The sequence below is a fragment of the Massilia oculi genome, from assembly GCF_017582745.1.
Classification (GTDB): domain Bacteria; phylum Pseudomonadota; class Gammaproteobacteria; order Burkholderiales; family Burkholderiaceae_D; genus Telluria; species Telluria oculi_A.
The window spans coordinates 22,708-43,352 of the sequence record NZ_JAFVIM010000014.1 but is presented as its reverse complement, the minus strand read 5'-3'; the positions used below and the strand labels follow the sequence as shown (position 1 = coordinate 43,352).

The 20,645-nt window shown below is 70.7% G+C and carries 15 protein-coding genes; 13 read left to right on the top strand and 2 right to left on the bottom strand.

Features of this window, described 5'->3' with window-relative positions; all coding sequences use genetic code 11:
- The first annotated feature begins 19 nt into the window (after positions 1-19).
- The 13 genes from tssE to tagF all read left to right on the top strand — a co-directional run bounded on the left by tssE (position 20) and on the right by tagF (position 18,409).
- On the top strand, positions 20-538 hold the full coding sequence (gene tssE / locus J3U95_RS16760) for a type VI secretion system baseplate subunit TssE (RefSeq protein WP_208279816.1): 519 nt from the start codon (positions 20-22) through the stop codon (positions 536-538).
- Positions 535-2,418 carry a type VI secretion system baseplate subunit TssF gene (gene tssF / locus J3U95_RS16755; protein WP_208279815.1) on the top strand — a complete coding sequence of 628 codons (1,884 nt, stop codon included), beginning with the start codon at positions 535-537 and terminating at the stop codon, positions 2,416-2,418. Before tssE ends, tssF begins: the two co-directional genes overlap by 4 nt.
- Positions 2,403-3,446, top strand: a complete 1,044-nt coding sequence (tssG, locus tag J3U95_RS16750; protein WP_208279814.1) for a type VI secretion system baseplate subunit TssG — start codon at positions 2,403-2,405, stop codon at positions 3,444-3,446. Before tssF ends, tssG begins: the two co-directional genes overlap by 16 nt.
- Positions 3,439-6,162 carry a type VI secretion system ATPase TssH gene (gene tssH, locus J3U95_RS16745; RefSeq protein WP_208279813.1) on the top strand — a complete coding sequence of 908 codons (2,724 nt, stop codon included), beginning with the start codon at positions 3,439-3,441 and terminating at the stop codon, positions 6,160-6,162. The genes tssG and tssH overlap by 8 nt, the downstream gene beginning before the upstream one ends.
- 156 nt (positions 6,163-6,318) lie before the next feature.
- Positions 6,319-6,954, top strand: coding sequence for a hypothetical protein (locus tag J3U95_RS16740; RefSeq protein WP_208279812.1), 636 nt, complete (start codon positions 6,319-6,321; stop codon positions 6,952-6,954).
- A gap of 262 nt (positions 6,955-7,216) precedes the next feature.
- A complete protein-coding gene (locus J3U95_RS16735; protein ID WP_208279811.1) occupies positions 7,217-7,366 on the top strand; it encodes a hypothetical protein in 150 nt (49 codons plus the stop codon).
- 132 nt (positions 7,367-7,498) lie between these two features.
- Positions 7,499-8,140, top strand: a complete 642-nt coding sequence (locus tag J3U95_RS16730; RefSeq protein WP_208279810.1) for a ribosome-inactivating family protein — start codon at positions 7,499-7,501, stop codon at positions 8,138-8,140.
- 160 nt (positions 8,141-8,300) lie between these two features.
- Positions 8,301-10,265 carry a type VI secretion system Vgr family protein gene (locus tag J3U95_RS16725; protein WP_208279809.1) on the top strand — a complete coding sequence of 655 codons (1,965 nt, stop codon included), beginning with the start codon at positions 8,301-8,303 and terminating at the stop codon, positions 10,263-10,265.
- A gap of 9 nt (positions 10,266-10,274) precedes the next feature.
- Entirely contained in the window at positions 10,275-11,591 is a 1,317-nt protein-coding gene (gene tagH / locus J3U95_RS16720; protein ID WP_208279808.1) for a type VI secretion system-associated FHA domain protein TagH, read from the top strand.
- 7 nt (positions 11,592-11,598) lie between these two features.
- Entirely contained in the window at positions 11,599-12,939 is a 1,341-nt protein-coding gene (gene tssK / locus J3U95_RS16715; RefSeq protein WP_208279807.1) for a type VI secretion system baseplate subunit TssK, read from the top strand.
- A gap of 1 nt (position 12,940) precedes the next feature.
- Positions 12,941-14,296: a type IVB secretion system protein IcmH/DotU gene (gene icmH / locus J3U95_RS16710; RefSeq protein ID WP_208279806.1), complete on the top strand. Its 1,356-nt coding sequence runs from the start codon at positions 12,941-12,943 to the stop codon at positions 14,294-14,296.
- Positions 14,297-14,303: 7 nt separating this feature from the next.
- A complete protein-coding gene (tssM, locus tag J3U95_RS16705; RefSeq protein ID WP_208279805.1) occupies positions 14,304-17,807 on the top strand; it encodes a type VI secretion system membrane subunit TssM in 3,504 nt (1,167 codons plus the stop codon).
- Complete coding sequence (tagF, locus tag J3U95_RS16700) at positions 17,804-18,409, top strand: type VI secretion system-associated protein TagF (protein ID WP_208279804.1); 606 nt, start codon at positions 17,804-17,806, stop codon at positions 18,407-18,409. The genes tssM and tagF overlap by 4 nt, the downstream gene beginning before the upstream one ends.
- A 1-nt stretch (position 18,410) precedes the next feature.
- Here tagF and J3U95_RS16695 read toward each other — a convergent pair whose 3' ends face one another.
- Both J3U95_RS16695 and J3U95_RS16690 read right to left on the bottom strand, forming a co-directional pair.
- Positions 18,411-19,769 (bottom strand): serine/threonine-protein kinase, encoded by a 1,359-nt coding sequence (locus J3U95_RS16695; protein ID WP_208279803.1) that lies wholly within the window; start codon positions 19,767-19,769, stop codon positions 18,411-18,413.
- Positions 19,762-20,643 carry a Tll0287-like domain-containing protein gene (locus J3U95_RS16690; protein ID WP_208279802.1) on the bottom strand — a complete coding sequence of 294 codons (882 nt, stop codon included), beginning with the start codon at positions 20,641-20,643 and terminating at the stop codon, positions 19,762-19,764. Before J3U95_RS16690 ends, J3U95_RS16695 begins: the two co-directional genes overlap by 8 nt.
- Between the last annotated feature and the right edge of the window lie 2 nt (positions 20,644-20,645).

Below are 20,645 nucleotides of genomic sequence, written 5' to 3'. Positions count from 1 at the left end.
GCGCACGGCGGAGCAGGGCATGGCCGAGCTGCTGAGCCGCGACCGCCTGCAGCCGGCGCTGCTGGACCGACTGAGCGACGACGAGCGCGGTGCGACGCACGAGTCGCGCGAGGGTCGCCTGCTGTCGTTGCGCGGCCTGCGCAGGGCGGTCTTGCGCGACCTGGGCTGGCTGCTCAATACCACCGGCCTGGCGGCCCTGGCGCCGTTCGAGGGCGTCCCGCTGGCGGCGCGCTCGGTGCTGAACTTCGGCCTGCCCGACCTGGCCGGCAAGACCGCATCCGGCCTGGACCGCGGCGCGGTGGCGCGCGCCATCCGCCAGGCGATCTGGGATTTCGAGCCGCGCATCCTGCGCGACAGCCTGCAGGTGGCGCCGGCCGCATCCGCGCCGGCGCTGTCCGGGCCAAACCACCTGGCCTTCGAGATCCACGGCGAGCTGTGGGGCCACCCGCTGCCGGAACGGCTGTACGTCAGGACCGAACTCGATCTCGAGATCGGCGCGGTGCGCCTGTTCGACATGGATGCCGAGGCGCCCCGATGAATCCGGAGCTGCTGCGCCGCTACGAAGCCGAGCTGCGCCACCTGCGCGAGCTGGGCGGCGAATTCGCGCGCGACTATCCCAAGATCGCCGGCCGCCTGGGACTGGAAACCGAGTCCTGCGCCGACCCCTACGTCGAGCGCCTGCTCGAAGGCGTCGCCTTCCTGGCGGCGCGGGTCCAGCTCAAGGTCGACGCCGAGTTTCCCCGGTTTACCAACCACCTGCTGGAGCTGGTCTATCCGCAATACCTGGCGCCGACGCCGGCGATGGCGGTGGTGCAGCTGCAGCCCGACATGGACGAGGGCAGCCTGGCCCAGGGCTACACGGTGGCGCGCGGCAGCGCGCTGCACGGCATGCTGGGCAAGGGCGACCAGACCGCCTGCGAGTTCCGCACCGCCCACGAGGTAACACTGTGGCCGGTGGAGCTGGCGCAGGCCCGCTACACGGCCTGCGGCCCGCAATTCGACGGCATCGACCTCGCGCGCCTGGGTCCGGTGAAGGCGGCGCTGCGCCTGCGCCTGCGCTGCGGCGCCGGGCTGTCGTTCGCCGAACTGGCGCTCGATGCGCTGCCGCTGTTCCTGCGCGGCGGCGAAGGCCTGCCGGCGCGCCTGCTCGAGGAGCTGCTGGCGCGCGCGGCCGGCATCCTGGTGCGCCCGGCCGGCGCCGGCCAGCAGCAGGCGCACAGCTTCCTGCCGGCCGCCGCCCTGCGCGCGCTGGGCAGCGCCGAACACGAGGCCCTGCTTCCGAACGGACCGCGCTCGTTCGAGGGCTACCGCCTGCTGCGCGAATACTTCGCGCTGCCGCAGCGCTTCATGTTCGTCGAGCTGGGCGGCCTGGGTCCGGCCCTGCGGCGCTGCGCCGGGAGCGAGGTCGAGGTCGTGGTCCTGTTCTCGCGCTTCGAGCCGGCGCTGGAAAACGCGGTCGATGCCGCCAGCTTCGGCCTGTACTGCACGCCCGCGATCAACCTGTTCCCCAAGCGCGCCGATCGTATCCACCTGTCCGAGCGCCAGGCCGAGCACCATATCGTGCCGGACCGTACCCGGCCGCTGGACTTCGAGATATTCGAGGTGCGGGGCGTCGAGGGCTATGGCAGCGGCGCCGACGCGGTGCGCAGCTTCGCTCCCTTCTACCGCGCCAACGACCTGGGGACGGGCGCGCCGGCGGCGCCGGCCTATTATCAGTTGCGGCGCGACGCGCGCCTGCTGTCCGAGCGCCAGCGGCGCGACGGCGCCCGTTCCGGCTACGTCGGCAGCGAACTGTTCCTGACGCTGGTCGACGCCGCGGCCGCGCCCTGGGACGGCGGGCTGCGCCAGCTCGGGGTCGACACGCTGTGCACCAATCGCGACCTGGTGCTGGGCATGGCGCTGGGCGCCGGCAAGACCGATTTCACGCTCGGCGCTGGCGCGCCGGTGCGCGCGGTGCGCTGCGTGGCCGGACCAAGCTTGCCGGCGCCGTCGCATGCCCAGGGCGAGACCGGCTGGCGCCTGGTCAGCCACCTGTCGCTGAATTACCTGTCGCTGCTGGACGGGCCCGGCGACGAGGGCGCCGCCGCGCTGCGCGAGCTGCTGCGCCTGTACTGCGCGCGCGTCGACCTGGCGGCGCAGCGCCAGATCGACGGCCTGCGCTCGGTGCGGGCCGAGGCGGTCGTGCGCCGCCTGCCGCTGCCCGGCCCGGCCAGCTTCGGCCGCGGCCTGCAGGTGCGGCTCGGCTTCGACGACGCGGCCTTCGCCGGCAGCGGCGTCTTCGTGCTGGGCATGGTGCTGGAACAGTTCCTTGCCAAGTACGTGAGCCTGAACAGCTTCACCGAGACCCAGGTCCTGACAGAAGGCAGGGGCCTGGTGATGGCCTGGCCGGCGCGCGTGGGACGATGCGCGACCCTGTAGCGCTGCTGGGCAGCCTGGAGGAGGCGCCGGGCTCGTTCGACTTCTACGCCGCGCTGCGTCTGGCCGAATGCGCCTGGCCCGGACTGCCCCGCATCGGCCAGGCCCGACGGCCGCAGGAAGAAGCGCTGCGCTTCGGCCAGCAGCCGTCGCTGGCCTTCGAACCGCACATGCTGGCCGCGCTCGAGCGTGCGGGGCCCGGGGACGCAGAGGATGGCGCCGCGCCGCGCCTGCTGGTGAATTTCTTCGGTTTGCTGGGCGCCAACGGGCCGATGCCGGTGCACCTGACCGAGTACGTGCGCGAGCGCCAGCGCCACCATGACGATCCGACGCCGGCGCGCTTCCTCGACCTGCTGCAGCACCGCATGATCGCCTTGCTGTACCGCGCCTGGTCCAGCGCCCAGCCGGCGCTCGGCTTCGACCGTCCGGGCGCCGATCCCTTCGCCGGCTACGTGGCGGCCCTGGTCGGCCTCGGCATGCCTTCGCTGCGCGGGCGCGACGCGGTGCCCGACCTGGCCAAGCTGCACTATGCAGGCCGGCTCGGGCCGCACCAGCGCAGCGCCGCCGGACTGGCCGCCATCCTGGGCGACTACCTCGGCGCACCGGTCGAGGTGGAGCAGTTCGCCGGCAGCTGGATGCGCCTGCCGGCGGGCGACCTGGCGCGCCTGCGCGGCGGTCCAGCTGCCGAGCGGCTCGGCATGGGCACGGTGCTGGGCAAGCGGGTCTGGAGCGCGCAGCACCGCTTCCGGCTGCTGGTCGGCCCGCTCGGCATCGAACGGGCGCGGGCGCTGCTGCCCGGCACCCCGGGCATGCGCCGCCTGGCCGACTGGGTGCGCCTGTACGCCGGCCCGGCGCTGGACTGGGAGCTCAACCTCATCGTCACCAAAGACACGCTGCCCGGGCTGCGCCTGGGCGCCGATTCACGACTCGGCTGGACCACCTGGGTCAGTTCGCGCGCACCGCGTTGCGACGACCGCCAGCTGCGGCTGGCGCCTGGCCGGCCTTCCACCAAAGGAGATTCCCATGGCTGACATCAGCCGCACCGCCCTGTTCGGGAAACTGAACGCCCTGTGCTACCACGCCGTCGACAGCGGCACCGTGCTGTGCAAGCTGCGCGGCAACCCCTACGTCGAGCTGGCGCACTGGCTGCACCAGCTGCTGCTGGCGCCGGATTCGGACCTGCAGCGCATCCTGCGCGCCTACGAGGTCGACCCGACCGTGCTGGCGCGCGACCTGACCGCGGCGCTCGACCGCCTGCCGCGCGGCGCCGCGTCGATCACCGACCTGTCGCATCAGCTGGAGGAAAGCGTCGAGCGGGCCTGGGTCTATGCGACGCTGATGTTCGGCCAGGTCCGCGTGCGATCGGGCCACCTGCTGGTGGGCCTGCTCAAGACGGCAGGCCTGCGCAATGCGCTGCTGGGCCTGTCGGCGCAGTTCGGCAAGATCCGGGTCGACGACCTGCTCGAGCATTTCTCCCTGCTGCTCGAGGATTCGCCGGAGGTGGACGCGGATGCCGGCGGTGGCGGCGAGCCGGGCGCCGACGCCGCGGCGCTGGCGCCATCCGCAGCGGGCAAGGGCGAGGCCCTGGCCCGCTTCGCCACCGACCTGACCGCCCAGGCCCGCGCCGGCGGGCTGGATCCGGTGGTGGGGCGCGACGTCGAGATCCGTCAGGTGGTCGACATCCTGATGCGGCGCCGCCAGAACAATCCGATCCTGGTCGGCGAGGCCGGCGTCGGCAAGACCGCCGTGGTCGAGGGCCTGGCCCAGCGCATCGCGCGCGGCGACGTGCCGCCGGCGCTGGCCCAGGTGCGCCTGCTGGCGCTCGACCTGGGCCTCCTGCAGGCCGGCGCCAGCATGAAGGGCGAGTTCGAGCAGCGCCTGCGCGCAGTGATCGACGAGGTGCAGGCCAGCGCCCAGCCGGTGATCCTGTTCATCGACGAGACCCATACCCTGGTCGGCGCCGGCGGCGCGGCCGGCACCGGCGACGCCGCCAACCTGCTCAAGCCGGCGCTGGCGCGCGGCGCCTTGCGCACGGTCGGGGCGACCACGTTCGCCGAGTACAAGCGCCATATCGAGAAGGATCCGGCCCTCGGCCGGCGTTTCCAGGCGGTCGAGGTGGGCCAGCCCGACGAAGCGCGCGCGCTCCTGATGATGCGTGGGATCGTCGCCAGCCTGGAACGCTACCACGGCGTGCAGATCCTGGACGAGGCGCTGGCGGCGGCGGTGCGCCTGTCGCACCGCTACATCCCGGCGCGCCAGCTGCCGGACAAGGCGGTCAGCGTGCTCGATACGGCCTGCGCGCGGGTGGCGATCAGCCTGCACGCGGTGCCGGCCGAGGTCGACGATTGCCGGCGCCGCATCGCGGCCCTTGAAACGGAGCTCGAGATCATCGAACGCGAACATGCGATCGGCATCGACGCCGAAGAGCGGGAAGAACAGGCCACGCGCGAGCTGGGGCGGCAGCAGGCGCGCGAACGGGCGCTGGCGCTGCGCTGGGAGGCCGAGAAGGAGCTGGTCGGGCGCATGCTGGAACTGCGCGCGCAACTGCGCGGCGGGATCGAGCCGGGCCAGGAAGCGGCTGCCGACGCCGGCGACTTGCGTGCGCGGCGCCTCGACGCCTTGCGCGCGCTGCAGGACGAGCTGGCCGCCTGCCAGGGCGAGACGCCGCTGCTGCTGCCGGCAGTCGACGGCCAGGCGGTGGCGGCGGTGGTCCAGGACTGGACCGGGATCCCGGTGGGCCGCATGATGAAGAACGAGGTCGAGGGCGTGCTGGCGCTGGCCGACGCGCTCGGCCGCCGCATCATCGGCCAGCGCCACGCGCTGGACATGATCGCGCGCCGGGTCCAGACCTCGTGGGCGGGCCTGGACAATCCGGGCAAGCCGGTCGGCGTGTTCCTGCTGGCCGGGACCTCGGGCGTCGGCAAGACCGAGACCGCGCTGGCGCTGGCCGAGACGCTGTATGGCGGCGAGCAGAATCTCATCACGATCAATATGAGCGAGTACCAGGAGGCGCATACGGTGTCGGCGCTCAAGGGCGCGCCGCCCGGCTACGTCGGCTATGGCGAGGGCGGGGTGCTGACCGAGGCGGTGCGGCGCCGGCCCTACAGCGTGGTGCTGCTGGACGAGGTCGAGAAGGCCCATCCGGACGTGCACGAGCTGTTCTTCCAGGTGTTCGACAAGGGCTGGATGGAAGACGGCGAGGGGCGCGTGATCGACTTCTGCAATACCCTGATCCTGCTCACCACCAACGTCGGCACCGAGCTGATCAGCCGCATGTGCCGCGACCGCGACGACCTGCCGGCGGCGGACACGATCGCGGCGGCGCTGCGCGCGCCGCTGATGGAGGTGTTTCCGCCGGCGCTGCTGGGGCGCCTGGTCACGGTGCCGTATTACCCGCTGAGCGACGCGATGCTGGGCGCGATCATCCGCCTGCAGCTGGACCGGATCGCGCGGCGGGTATGGGACCAGCACAAGGTGCCGTTCAGCTTCAGCGATGCCGTGGTCGACCTGATCGGCAGCCGTTGCACCGAGCTGGAAAGCGGCGGCAGGATGATCGATGCCATCCTGACCAATACGCTGCTGCCGGCCGTCAGCGGCGAATTCCTGCGGCGCATGCTGGCGGCGCGGCCCGCCAGCCGCGTGTGGGTGTCGGTGGACGAGGGCGAATTCGTGTACGACTTCGATGGCGCCGATACCGCGGATAGCGCCGATACGGCCTGCGGGGCCGGCGTCGATGAGTCTTGCTGAGTCCCTGGCCTGGATGACGACACAAGGCTTGAAGTGCGTCCGGATCGCCTCGTCCGGCGTAAGTCTCCATGCCGTGCCAGCCGTGGTGGCCCGCACGCAAGAACGAGAACAGCTATGGACGACATACGGCGATTTTTGCGTAACCCGCCCCGTTTCATGCGCAGCAACCATGTGCGATATTGCGGCGTCTATCCCGAAGGCGCGGGCGGCACCCACAAGTTCGTCCTGTTGCGGATAGGGGCGTCGCACGCGCGCCGGCGCCGGGTGTTGTTCGGCATGGACCTGGACAAGACCGATGCCGGCGAGTTCCAGATACGCATCGCCACCAATGGCAACTATCCCTACGGGGCCGAGCTGCTCGGTACGTTCGACGCCGTGTGGAGCGGCAACGCGCCCCGCGCGGCCGTGCGCTGCGCCCTGGTGGGATGGGGCGCGGACATCATGCTGACCCCGGAACTGACCGGCTGCACCGTGGTATGCGCGCCGCAGCCGAACGGCGGCGCCTATTTCAGCCACTACAACCTGCGCTACCTGCACGACGACCGCACCTTGATGGCGCGAGACGCAATCCACCAGGCAGCAATCGACTATCCGGGCAGCGAGCATGGCGTGCTGCCAAAGGAGGCCTACGAGGCCAGGCGAAAGTGGCGGGGATCTCGCGCCCGTGCCACCGTCATCGGCTGGCGTCAGGGGGGCGCGTGGACATTCTGGACGCAGTACGTCGAAGAGCACGACGGCAAGTTTCACATCAGGGACGTCCAGCAACTGCGTCCCGGAGCGCGTTATGGCTGAGGCCGGAACGTCAACAGTCATGGAGATGGAGGACGATGATGCCGAATACGAACCTTGAATTCAGGGGCGAGGACAGGCGGGTCACCATGTGCCGGGGCGGCCTTGCCGGCGCGCTCGACAAGCAGGGAATGCGGGCTGGATATCTGGTCTCGAAACAGATGGAGGCGTGGTTCGATGAAGACGATGCCCATCCGGAGATGGCCGCCCCTATCGGCGCATTGCCGGCAACGCACAGGCTCCGATCGGCGCCAGGGTATGCAGGATGCCGCGCCTGCAGGCCGAGGCGGTCGAATCGCTGTCGCATCCGCGCGCGCACAAGGCGCCGTTCAGCTACAACGATGCCGTGGCCGACCTGATCGGCAGCCCTTGCACCGAGCTGGAAAGCGGCGGCAGGATGATCGTGCCATCTTGACCAATACGCTGCTGCCTGCAATTACCGGCGAAATTCCACGACGCCTAATAGAGCACCGGGCGGCGACCCTGGCTAGGGTTGTAGTAATAGATGATGAATTTGCCTATGGTTACGACCTGAAAGAGAAATATCATGAGAACAGTTGTTATTAATTTGTACGGCAGGGAATACAAAAAATCAATTCGAAAGCTGCGAGAGGAATTGAATGTCGGTTCCGGGATTGAAAGTCCCCGCATCGGAGTATTGCAGCTCGATATATGTCTGCCTGATGACGCTATAGTGCATGCGCTAATGGAGAGAAAATCCCTGTATATCATTGCAATAAAAGACCTGTCAAATCAATGGATATATTTGCGAGGTCACGAGCCGAAAGGAACGATTGTTTCAAAATTTTCCATTGGAGGGATGCATAAAGATCTTGGGACTATCTCAGAAAACATTAAGGTAAGTCCACATAATTTCGAGGTGACAAATGTAATGATGAATTTGTCAAAATTGAGCGAAATAGCTGCACCATACGGCAGTAACATCGTCTTGACTCAAAATCAAAAGATGGCATTGTCGTTCCTTGTTGTAAGTTGCGCGGAGGCAGCGCGGTTTGAAGCGATATCGCGGTCTGTGGAAAGATTGCTGACCGGCGAAGTAAAGTCCTACAAGCCCGGTGAGGGAGCGGAGGGCGATTATCACAAGCTAATGAAGGAGTGGCGATCTCTCTGCGGTCCCACTCAGTCGGCAAAGATGGGCGATGAAATCCGCGTGCGGTATATGGAATAGGCTCGCTAGGTTTTCTGAAAAAAATTCCGCGTTACGCGACGCCCGCCGGCGTCGCGTCTTCCCTTGCCGCTCTTACCAACCAGTCGCGTCCAAACCGCGTGGCCGCGCGTAAGTCCTTGCGGTCCACCCGCCGTCGCGTCAGCAAACCAGGAAAGCCGTCATGTCCACCATCCAGACCAACCGCGAGATCTCGGTCGCCTGCACGCTCGGCGCCGACGTGCTGCTGTTGCGCCGCATGCGCGGCAGCGAGGCGCTGTCGGCGCCGAGCGAGTACGAGCTCGAGCTCTACAGCGAGCGCGCCGACCTGAAGGCCGACGAGCTGCTGGCCACGCCGATCGCGGTCACGGTCGACCTGCCGCGCGGCGGCGAGCGCCATTTCCACGGTTTCATCACGCGCTTCGTCGTCAGCGCGCGCCGCGGACGCTACGCCACCTACCGCGTCACCGTGCGGCCCTGGCTGTGGTTCCTCACGCTGGCGTCGGATTGCCGCGTGTTCCAGGAACAGAATGTCGTCGACATCGTCAAGGCGGTATTCGCCAAGTACGCCATCGCCGACTTCGATACGGCGAACCTGGGTGGCGGCTACGCCCCTTATCCTTATTGCGTGCAGTACCGCGAGAGCGACTTCGATTTCGTCAGCCGCCTGCTCGAGCGAGAAGGCATCTATTACTTCTTCCGGAGCGAGGCGGGGCGCCACGTGATGGTGCTGGCCGACTCCTTCGCCGCCCACGCGGCGGCGCCGGGCTATGCCACGCTGCGCTACGTCCCGACCGAGGAGCGCGCCATCCGCGACAGCGAGGTGGTGCACGAGTGGAGCGTCGGCGCCCAGGTCGAGCCGGGCGCCCAGGCGCTGCAGGATTTCGACTTCGAGCAGCCCGCGGCCAGCCTGCTGGTCAAGTCGGCCGTGGCGCGGCGCCACGGCCAGTCACGGCACGAGCTGTTCGACTACCCCGGCAACTACACCAGCCGCGCCGCCGGCGAGGGCTACGCCCGGCGCCGCATCGAGGCGCGCCATGCCGGTCACCAGCGGGTCCAGGGCGCGACCCGCGCGCGTGGGCTGTATCCGGGCGCCCTGTTCACGCTCGGCGAACACCCGCGCGCCGACCAGAACGCCCGTTTCCTGCTGTGCGCGGCGGAGTATGTCCTGGCGTCCGACACGTACGAGCCGGTGCGCGGGGCCGAGCCGGAACCGGTGCTGGAATGCCGCTTCGAGGCGATGCCGGCGCAGCAGGATTTTCGTCCCCGCCCCGTCACGCCGAGGCCGGTGGTGCAGGGGCCGCAGACGGCGATCGTGGTCGGCAAGGCCGGCGAGGAGACCTGGACCGACAAGTACGGCCGCATCAAGGTGCAGTTCCACTGGGACCGGCTCGGGCGCGATGACGAGACCAGCTCGTGCTGGGTGCGCGTGGCCCAGGGCTGGGCCGGCAAGCGCTGGGGCGCCATGTTCGTGCCGCGCATCGGCCAGGAAGTCGTCGTCAGCTTCCTCGAGGGCGATCCGGACCGGCCGCTGGTCACCGGCAGCGTCTACAACGCCGACAATATGCCGCCGTATCCGCTGCCGGCGCAGGCGACCCGCTCGACCATCAGGAGCAATGCATCGCCCGGGGGCGGCGGCCACAACGAGCTGCGCTTCGAGGACAAGAAGGGCGCCGAGCAGTTCTACCTGCACGCCGAGCGCGACCTCGAGCAGCGCGTGCGCCGCGACGCCCTGGCCTGGATCGGCGGCGAGCACCACCTCAAGGTGGGCAAGGACAGTTTCGAACAGGTCGCGGGCGACCGCCACCTGAAGATCGGCGGCGACCGCCGCGAGGAGGCCGGCGGCTCGGTGGCGCAGGAGGCGGCCCTGGACATGGTGGTGAAGGGCGGACTGAAGTCGGCGCTTCATGCCGGCCAGACCGTGCACGTCAAGGCCGGCATGAACGTCGTGATCGAGGCCGGCGCCAACATCACGCTCAAGGCCGGCGCCGCGTTCCTGAGCATCGGCCCGGCGGTGATCGTCGGCTCGACGATGCCGCTGCCGATGCCGTCCGCGTCGACCGCGGTGAACGCGGCAGTGCTGGCCGCCACCGTGCCGCCGGGCGCGCCGCCGACGGCGCCGCGCGAAGCCGACGATGGAAAGAACTGAGGAAACCACATGACACTCATATTGCGCGTGCAGAGTTATCGCGGCCAGCCGCCGCTCGAGCCGCTCGAGGCCGCGTTCGACGCCCAGGGCGGCATGCTGGGACGGGCGGCGGGAAACCGGCTGGTGCTGGACGACCCGGACAAGTATGTGTCGCGCAGCCATGCCAGCGTGACCCTGCGCGACGGCCGCTATGTCCTGACCGACGCCGGCAGCAATCCCAGCATCGTCAACGACCGTCCGCTTGGCGCCGGCGCCGAGGCCGCGCTGGACGATGGCGACCGGATCGTGATCGGTGACTACGTGCTGCGGGCGGTTCTTGAGCGGCCCGCTTCGGCCCCGGTCGCGCAGCCGGTTGTGGACGAGGCCACCATGATGGCGCCCGCACCGGCGCCGCTCTGGCCTGCGCGGATGGAGATCGACAAGGGGCCCGATGCCCTGGCCGGCGCGCGGATCCTGGACGGCGCCGCCGCGACGGCCGGCGACGATCCGCTCGGCCTGGGCCTGCCCGCGCAGTCCTTCACTCCCGCCGCCCAGCACGATCATGTATCGCCCGAGCTGCATGCGTTCGCGCCGCCGCCGGTGGTCCACGCAATTCCGGACGATTACGATCCTTTGGCGGATCTGCGGCCGGCCGCGCCGCCAGCGCCGCCGCCACCGGCGCCGCCTGCGCCGGCACCCGCGCCGCCCGAGACGCGCGCACCGGCGCCGGCCGCCGAGAGCGCCGTTCTGCAAGCGCTGCTCGACGGCCTGGGCTTGCCGCAGCTGCGCACCAGCCATGCGCCCGAAGACCTGGCGCGGCTGGCCGGCGAACTGCTGCGCGGCCTCGCCGCCGGCACGATGGACGTGCTGGTGGCGCGTGCGCTGACCAAGCGCGAGAGCCATATCGACATGACGATGATCGCCCCGCGCGCCAACAACCCATTGAAATTCTTTCCCGATGCCGGCAGCGCACTGGGTCAGATGCTGGGCGCCGGGATGCCCGGCTACCTGGCGCCGCAGGCGGCTGTGCAGGGCGCCTTCGACGACCTCAAGGCGCATGAACTGGCCGTGATCGCCGGCATGCGCGCGGCGCTCGGCGCCGTGGTGCAGCGCTTCGACCCGGCGCGCATAGAGCAGCGCCTGAGCGAGCCGGGACGCTTCGACCGCCTGCTGCCGGCCGGTCGCAAGGCGCGCATGTGGGACCGCCTGGTCGAACTGTACGGCGAGCTGGCGCGCGACGCCGACGAAGACTTGCAGCGCCTGTTCGGCGAAAAATTCTCGAGCGCCTATGCGCAGCAGGTCGAACGACTGCGCGCCGGGCAACCGTCACCAAATCCTGATTCCTGAGAAACCCATGGCGTGGCAAAGCAAAGTAGTGTGGTCCGAGGGGATGCTGCTGCAGCCCCAGCATCTCCAGCAGCATGACCGTTACCTGGCGACCCAGCTCGAGGCGCGGGTCGGCGCGCTGCGGCCCTATGCCTGGGGCGTGTCGCGGCTCGAGATCGACGAGCAGGCGCTGGCGCTGGGCAAGCTGGCCCTGGTGGCCTTCAGCGGCGTGCTGCCCGACGGCACCCCGGTCGGCGCGCCGGGCGACGACGAATTGCCGCTGCCGATCGACATCCCGCCCGACGCGCGCGACGTCACGATCGTGCTGGCGCTGCCCGTGCGGCGCCACGGCGTGCCCGAGGTCGACGACGACCACGGGCTCGATAACTTCGCCCGCCATCGCAGCGCCGAAGTCGAAGTCTGGGACAGCAATGGACTCGACAGCAGCGCCCATGTGACGGTCGGCAAGCTGCGCCTGCGGCTTGCGCTGGCGAGCGAGGTGGCCGACGCCTGGGTCACGCTGGGCGTAGCGCGCGTCATTGAAAGGCGCGCCGACAACCGGGTCGTGCTCGATCCGGCCTATTGTCCGCCGGCGCTCGACGTGCGCGCGACGCCGCCCTTGAAAGGCTTCCTCGACGAGCTCCTCGGCCTGCTGCACCAGCGCGGCGAGGCCCTGGCCGCGCGCCTGGCCCAGCCGGCCGGCGCCGGCGCCGCCGATATCGCCGACTTCCTGCTGCTGCAGCTGCTCAACCGGAGCCAGCCGCTGGTGGCCCACCTGGCCGGCATGAGCGGCCTGCATCCGGAAGCGCTGTATCGCGAGCTGGTGCGCCTGGCCGGCGAGCTGGCCACCTTCACCCGCGCCGACAAGCGCCCAAGCCCGTATCCGGTCTACCGCCACGATGCGCTCGACGCCAGCTTCGCGCCTTTGATGCTCGACCTGCGCCGCTCGCTGTCGGCGGTGATGGATCCGCATGCGGTGCCGATCCCGCTCGAAGAGCGCCAGTTCGGCATCCGAGTGGCGGTGCTGCCCGACCGCGCGCTGCTGCACGCGGCCACGTTTGTCCTCGCGGTGCAGGCGCAGCTGGCGCCGGAGGCGGTGCGGGGCAGCTTCCCGCCGCAGGTCAAGATCGGCTCGGTGGAGACGATCCGCGACCTGGTCAACCTGCAGCTGCCCGGCATCGCGCTGCGCCCGCTGCCGGTGGCGCCGCGCCAGCTGCCCTATCTGGCCGGTTACACCTATTTCGAACTCGACCGCGGCAGCGACTACTGGCAGCAGTTGTCCAATTCCGCCGGCTTTGCCATGCATATTGCAGGCAGCTTCCCGGGATTGCAGATGCAGTTCTGGGCGATCCGCAATCAGGCTTCCTGACATGAATCCACACGAATCCCACGACGCCGGGCAGGACCCGGACCGCACCCTGCTGGTCCCGCGGCCGGGCCGGCGGCCGCCGCAGCCGGCGGCCGTACCCGCACCGGCTTCCACTGTCACCTCCGCGCCCGTCGCGCCGGCAAGCCGGCCGCTTCCACCGGCGCCGTCCGGCGTCGGCCTGAACCCAGTGGCGCGCGCCGCTGCCGCGCTGCTGGAACTCGTGGTGCCGCTGCGCACGCTCGCCACCGCGCCCGACCTGGCATCGCTTCGCGCTCAGTTGACCGATGCCGTGCGCCGTTTCGAAAGCGATGCCCGCGACGCCCGCATCGATGCCGAGACCATCGCCGCCGCGCGCTATGCGCTGTGCACCCTGGTCGACGAGACCATCTCGAGCACGCCCTGGGGCGGCGGGGTGTGGGGCCGGCGCAGCCTGCTGGTGGAGTTCCACAACGAGGCCTGGGGAGGCGAGAAATTCTTCCTGGTCCTGCAGCGCCTGAGCGCCGATCCGCGGCGCCACCTGGACGTGCTGGAACTGATGTACCTGTGCCTGGCGCTGGGCCTGGAGGGGCGCTATCGGGTGCTGGAGCGCGGCCACGAGCAGCTTGCCCTGCTGCGCGAGCGCCTGCTGGCGCTGATCGGGCAGCAGCGCGGCCAGCGCGAGCACGACCTGTCGCCGCACTGGCGCGGACACGAACGGGCGCAGCCGCGCATGCTGATCTGGCCGCCGTGGGTGATGGCGGTGTGCGCCGGCGTGGTCCTTCTGCTGCTCCAGCTCACCTATGGCGCGCTGCTCAACCGCGCTTCCGATCCGGTCTACGCCCGGATGGCGGCGCTGCGCGCGGCGCCGCCCGCGCGCGTGGTGGCCGCGCCCGTGCCGGCGGCTGGACCGACGCCGCTGGCGACCGCGCTGGCGCTAGAGATCGACGCCGGGCTGGTAGCGGTGAGCGGCAATGCCGAGCGCGCCGTGCTGACCCTGCGCGGCGACGGCGGTTTCGCCTCCGGCAGCGATGAAGTATCGAAGCGCCTGCTGCCGGTGCTGGAGCGCATTGGCGACGTGTTGCGCACCCAGCCGGGCAGGGTGGTGGTGATCGGCCATACCGACGACACCCGGCCCTCGCTGTCGGCGCGGCTGCCGTCCAACTTCGACTTGTCGAAGGCGCGTGCGCGCACGGTCGCGGCCTTGCTGGCGGCGCGCGCCGGGAGAGCGGAACGCTTCAGCAGCGAAGGCCGCGCCGACACCGAACCGGTGGCGCCCAACGACGGCCCCGCCAACCGCGCGCGCAACCGCCGCGTCGACATCGTCGTGATGGCGCCGACGGCATCCACCTCACCGCGCCAGCCGGCCGGCTTGAATTGAGAGATCCATGAACCGTTTCATCCCCCACTGGCTGCGCAAGCCGTGGATACCCACCTCGATTGCACTGGCCCTGCTGGCCATCCTGATCTGGTTCTGGGCGCCGCTGTTTGACGCCGGCTCCAACCTGCGCTGGATGCTGATCGCGCTCTTGACGATGCTGGCCGCGGCCTGGTTCGCCGCACGCCTGTGGCTGGCGCGGCGCCGTCACCGCGCCCTGATGGACGGCATCGCACCCCCGGCGCCGGCAGCGTCGTCCGTTAGCGAGTCCGATCCGGCGGCGGCCGACGTGGCCGCGCTCGGCCAGCGCATGCGCGCCGCGCTGGCCGTGCTGCGTACCGCGAACCCTGGCTGGCGCATGCGCGGCCGCTACCTGTACGAGCTGCCCTGGTATGTGTTCGTCGGTGCGCCGGGCAGCGGCAAGACCACGGCGCTGACCCGCTCCGGACTGGAGTTCCCGCTGGCCGAGACCCTCGGCCCGGACGCCATCGGCGGCATCGGCGGCACGCGCCACTGCGACTGGTGGTTCACCGACGAGGCGGTGCTGCTCGATACCGCCGGACGCTACACGACCCAGGACAGCCAGCTCGAGGTCGACCGCGCGGCCTGGAGCGGCTTTTTGGGCCTGCTGCGCAAGTACCGTCCGCGGCGGCCGATCAACGGCGTCATCGTGACCGTCAGCGTGGCCGACCTGCTGCTGCAGCCGCGCGCCGCGCGCGAAGCCCAGGCGCGCGCGGTGCGCGCCCGCATCCAGGAACTGCAGGAACGCCTGGGGCTGGCCTTCCCGGTGTACGTCATCGTGACCAAGAGCGACCTGCTGGCCGGCTTCACCGAATTCTTCGAGCCGCTCGGGCGCGAGGAGCGGGCCCAGGTCTGGGGCATGACGTTTTCGCTGGCCGACAGCGGCGCGCCGGCCCGGGCCCTGGCGGCCTTCCCTGAAGAATTCCGGGCGCTGGAAACCCAGCTGCAGCTGCGCATGCTGGAACGCATGCAGCAGGAACGCGACCTGGGACGGCGCGCCCTGATCCATGGCTTCCCGCGCCAGTTCGCGGCGCTGGAAGAAGCGCTGGCCAACTTCCTGCAGGCGGTGTTCTCGGCCAACCGCTTCGAGCAGCCGGCGCTGCTGCGCGGCGTCTACTTCACCAGCGGCACGCAGGAAGGAACCCCGATCGACCGGGTGATGTCGTCGCTGGCGGCGTCGTTCGGCCTGCGCGACCGCGCGCTGCCGCCCAGGCCGGAGAGCGGGCGCAGCTACTTCCTGACGCGCCTGATGCGCGACGTGATCTTCCGCGAGGCGGGGCTGGCCGGCCTCAACCCGCGCGCCGAGCGCCGGCGCCGCCTGCTGCAATGGGGTGTCCTGGCCGGCGGCGCGGCGCTGGCGCTGATCCTGGCCGCGGCCCTGAGCATCAGCTACGTGCGCAACGCGCGCCTGGTCGAGGAATCGGATGCGGCGGTCGCCGCGCTGGCGCGCCAGGCCGCGGTCGCGCCGCTCGACGGCGACGAGCTGGGCGTGCTGCCGCTGCTGGACGCGGCGCGTGCGCTGCCCGCCGGGTATGCCGAGCGCGAGCGCGACGTGGCGCTGCTCGAACGCATGGGGCTGTACCAGGGCGAAAAGCTGGGTGACGGCGCGCAGGCCGCCTATCGGCGCCTGCTGCGCGCTACCCTCGAGACGCGCATCGTGGCGCGCATGGAAAACGTGCTGCGCCGGGGCGACGCCGCCGGCCAGGACCTGCTGTACGACACCCTGCGGGTCTACCTGATGCTGGGCCAGCGCCAGCACTTCGACCCCGCCGCGGTCCAGGCCTGGGTCGAATCCGAGTGGGAGCGCGGCCTGGCCGGGGCCGGTGCGACGGAGCGCGCGCAGCTGGCGGCGCACCTGGGGGCGCTGCTGGAGCAGGGCGACGCTCCCGAGCCGGTGCAGCTGGACGCGGCGCTGGTGGCGCAGGCGCGCCAGGCGCTGGCCGGCATGTCGCTGTCCGAACGCATCTATGGCGTGGCGAAGCGCCAGGTGGCGCAGGAGGCGCTGCCCGAGTTCAGCGTCAGCCGCGCGCTCGGGCGCGACGCATCTGGCGTGCTGGCGCGCGCCAGCGGCGAGCCGCTGGGAAGGGGCGTGAGCGGCTTGTACAGCGTGGCCGGCTACCGCCGCTTCGCCCAACTGAGCTGGCTGGCGGTGGCCGACATCGCGCGCGACGACTGGGTGCTGGCGCGGCGCGAAGCCAATGACGGCCCGGAGGGCGTGGCGGCGGCGCGCGAGGCGGTGCTGCAGCTGTACTTCGCCGACTACATTCGCGCCTGGGATGCTTTCCTGGGCGACCTGCGGCTGGCGCCGCTGGCCAGTCTCGACGACGCGGCGCGGGTCAGCAATGCCTTGGGTGGCGCCGACTCGGCCTTGCGCGCGCTGCTGACCGGCGCCGCGCGCGAGACCGCGCTGGCCGCGGTCAAGGCCGATGGCTTGCCGCCCGGCGTCGGCAAGCTGGCGCAGGACAGGTTCGGCCGGGCGCGGCGCCAGCTGGAGGCGGTGTTCGGCGCCCAGCCGGCGCTGCAGTCACCGCCGCAGTCGCCGCAACAGCACCCGGTCGACAGCCACTTCGCGGCGCTGCACCGGCTCGTCAAGGGCCCGGCGCCGACCCAGCTCGAGCAGATGCTGGCCCTGATCAGGGACGCCGCGCTCTACTTCGATGCCGCCGAGGGCGCGCGCCGCAGCGGCGCGCCGGCGCCGGCGCAGGACGCCCTGGTGCGCCTCAAGCGCGCCGGGGAAGGGCAGTCGGCGCCGCTGCCGGCCATGTTCAAGGGCATCCACGACGCCGGCGCCGGCCTGGCCCAGGGCGGCGAGCGCGCGCGCCTGAACGCGTTGTGGAATGCCGGACCGGCGCAGTTCTGCCGCGACGCCATCGCTGGGCGCTATCCGCTCGACCGGGCCAGCGCGCGGGACGCCACCGCCGACGATTTCGGCAAGTTCTTCGCCCCCGGCGGCATGATGGATGACTACTTCACGCGCCATCTGGCCGCCTTCGTCGACATGAGCGGGGCGCGCTGGCGCTGGCGGGCGGGAAGTGCGCTGGCCGGCGCATCGCAGTCCACGCTCGACGCCTTCCAGCGCGGGGGACGCCTGCGCGACATGTTCTTTGCCGGCGGCGCGCGCCAGCCCACCTTGCGCTTCTCGCTGCGCCCGCTCGCGGTCGACGCCGGCCTGGCGCGGGCGACGCTCGAGATCGACGGCCAGGAAGTGACCGCCGGGACGGGCCAGGCGGCGCCCTTGCTGCTGCCCAGCGGCAAAGGCAATGGCCAGGTGCGGCTGTCGGCGCCGGGCTTGTCCTCCGAATTGCGCAGCGACGGTCCCTGGGCCTGGCTGCGCGCCGTCGACCGCGGCGTGCTCGAACCGCTGCAGGTCGAGCGCTATCGCCTCGGCCTGAGCCTGGACGGCCGCAAGATCGTCTACGAGCTGACCGCCGGCAGCGTGATCAATCCATTCCGGCGCGACGTCACGGGCTTCGCCTGCCCATCCTCGCTGTGAGCAATGGCGCGGCCGCGCCGGGCCTGTTCGGCAAGCTGGCCAGCCATGGCGACTTCGTAAAGCGCCGCCTGCCGCCGGACTTCGTCGCGGCCTGGGATACCTGGCTGCAGCAGGGAATGCACGCGGGCCGCGCGCGACATGGCGCGGCCTGGCCCGGGCGCTACCTGCACGCGCCGCTGTGGCGCTTCGTGCTGGCCCCTGGGGTGTGCGGGCAAGCCGCCATGGCCGGCGTGCTGGTGCCGAGCCTTGACCGGGTCGGGCGCCATTTTCCGTTGACCCTGGCGGCGCCGCACGACCACGTGGCGTCCTGCCTGCTCGACCTGGCGACGACTGGCATGGACTGGTTCGACCGGCTGGCCGACCTGGCCGTGTGCGCGATGTGGGGCGACCTGGCGCTGGAGGAACTCGAACCCGCCCTGGTGCGCCTGGGCGAGCCGCCGCGCCAGACGCCCGGCGCGAAATCGGCGTTTCCCGAAGCCCGTGCGTGCCGGGCCGTGTTCTGGACCGAGGGCGAACCTGGCGTGGAGCCGCTCCTGATGTTGCAACATGCCTTGCCCGATGCGTCGGCCCTGGGCGCAATGCTCGCACCGGCGTGCGACTGACTCAGGGCGCGTCGGCCAGAGCGCGCGCCGCATCGAGGAAACGCACGCGCGCGGCGGGCTCCTCGATCTGCCCCGCTACCAGGTCGACCAGGGCCGTGCGATTGGCAGCCCGGGACAGCGCGCGCTTGACGACGATGGCGGCGATCGGTCCGATCTCCACCGCCAGCAGGCGCGCGAGCGCGGCGCCGAAGGCGGGGTCCAGGGGCGGCGGCGCCGCAGCGCCCGCTTCCGGCGCTTGCCCGAGCGCCGCCAGGCTGGTGGCGAAATCGGCGCGCGCGGTGGGCGAGGGGATCTGCTCCAGCAGCCGCACGCCCAGGGTGGCGAAATCCGGCGCGTCGGCCGCGATCCGGCGCAGCAGGAGCCGCGCGACGGGACCGATCTGCGCCGTCAACAAGGCTTCCAGTTGCGGCAGCACGGCCAGCTTCCAGGCCGTGAGGTCGGCCGTCAGGCCATGCCGCGACGGCTCGGCGGCGCTCGCCGGCAGTGCCGGGGGCGCGGACAGCAGCACGGTGGCGTCGGCATCCGCGCCGGCCACGGCGGCAGCCGCTTCCAGCGCCTGCAGGAAGGCGACGGCATCGGCGAAGCGCGCCTCGGGCGTCTTGGCCAGCGCGCGCATGACCACCGCGTCGAGCGCGGCCGGCAGCAGCGGATTGAGGCGCGAAGGCGGCGCCGGGCTATGGGTCAGCACTTGCTGCATCACGGCCGCGGTGGTGCCGGAAAACGGACGCTGGCCGGTCAGCAGCTGGTATAGCACCACGCCGGCCGAGAACAGGTCGCTGCGGCTGTCGATGGCTTCGCCGCGGAACTGTTCGGGCGACATATAGCTGGGCGTGCCGAGCATGGCGCCGGTCTGGGTCAGCGTGGACGACTCGATGCGGGCGATGCCGAAGTCGCCGACCTTGATGCGGCCGTCGCGCGTGACCAGCAGGTTGGCGGGCTTGATGTCGCGATGGACCACGCCGTGGGCATGCGAATAGGCGAGCGCCGCCAGCAGGTCGCGCATCCAGGCCAGCGCCTGGGGCAGGGCGCAGGCTTGCTGTCCGCTCAGTTCGGACAGCGGGCGCCCGTCCACGAATTCCATCGCGATCCAGGCCAGGTCGCTCTCCTCGCCGTATTCGTGCACCGCCACGATGTTCGGATGCATCAGCCGGCCTGCGGCCTGGGCCTCGGTGCGAAAGCGCCGCAGCAGCTCCTGGGCCTGCTCCGGATCGCCCACGCGGTGCTGGACGGTCTTGAGCGCGAGCGTGCGCTCGATCAGCGGATCGAAGGCGCGGTAGACCACACCCATCGCACCCCGGCCGAGGATGGCGTCGAGGCGGTACTTGCCGATCTGGCGCGGCAGCTCATCGACTTCACTCATCGAGCATTTTCATCGCGCTGTTCAAGCTGGTGCGCATGCGGTCGAAGGAGCGCGCCAGGCCGGCCAGCTCGTCGCCGCCCCGGGTGTCGATGACGGCGGCGTCGGCACGCCCGAGGCTGACGTCGTCGGCGACGCGCGACAGCTGGCCGATACGGCGCGTGACGAACAGGTGCACCATCGCGTTGAGCGCGACGAACAGGAAGCCGAAGACCCCGAGCAGCGACAGCATATAGGTCTGCAGCAGCGCGCGCGCGCGCGCCAGCGGCACCTCCATGGGCACCGACACCACATGGGCGCCGACGGTCTCGCCCAGCTTCCAGCCAAAGCCGCGCTCGCTGCCGTAGATGTCGCGCATGGTGGACGGCGCATCCTCGGGCTTGCCATGGCAGGCCAGGCAGGCCGCGTCGCGGATGCGGATCGGCCGCGCGACATACAGCGCCGGCCCGGCGGAGGCGACGTGCTGGCCCACCAGTTCGGCGGTCTGCGGCTCGGCGCGCAGGCGCTCGACCAGCGGCTTTTCGAATTCGTCGGCGCGGTTGCGCGGATTGGTCGGGTTGAGCGTGGCCTGCTTGTAGCTGTAGTCGGGATAGGCCTTGAGCAGCTGGTTCAGGTGCTCGATGGCGGCGAAGGTCGGCACCGCCTCGGGCAGGAACTCGAACTTGAGGCGGTTTTCCAGCAGCGGCGTGACGTGGGCGCTGGTGTACTTGCCGGCCGCGTCCGAGGCCTGCATCAGCAGGCGCGCATGCTGCAGGGTCTCTTCGCGGGCATTCTCGGTCAGCATCGCATTGGTGATGATGCCGGCGGCGCAGAAGCCGAATACGGACACGGCCAGGAAGACCAGGTTGAACTTGGCGGCGAGCGAACGGATCTTCATGG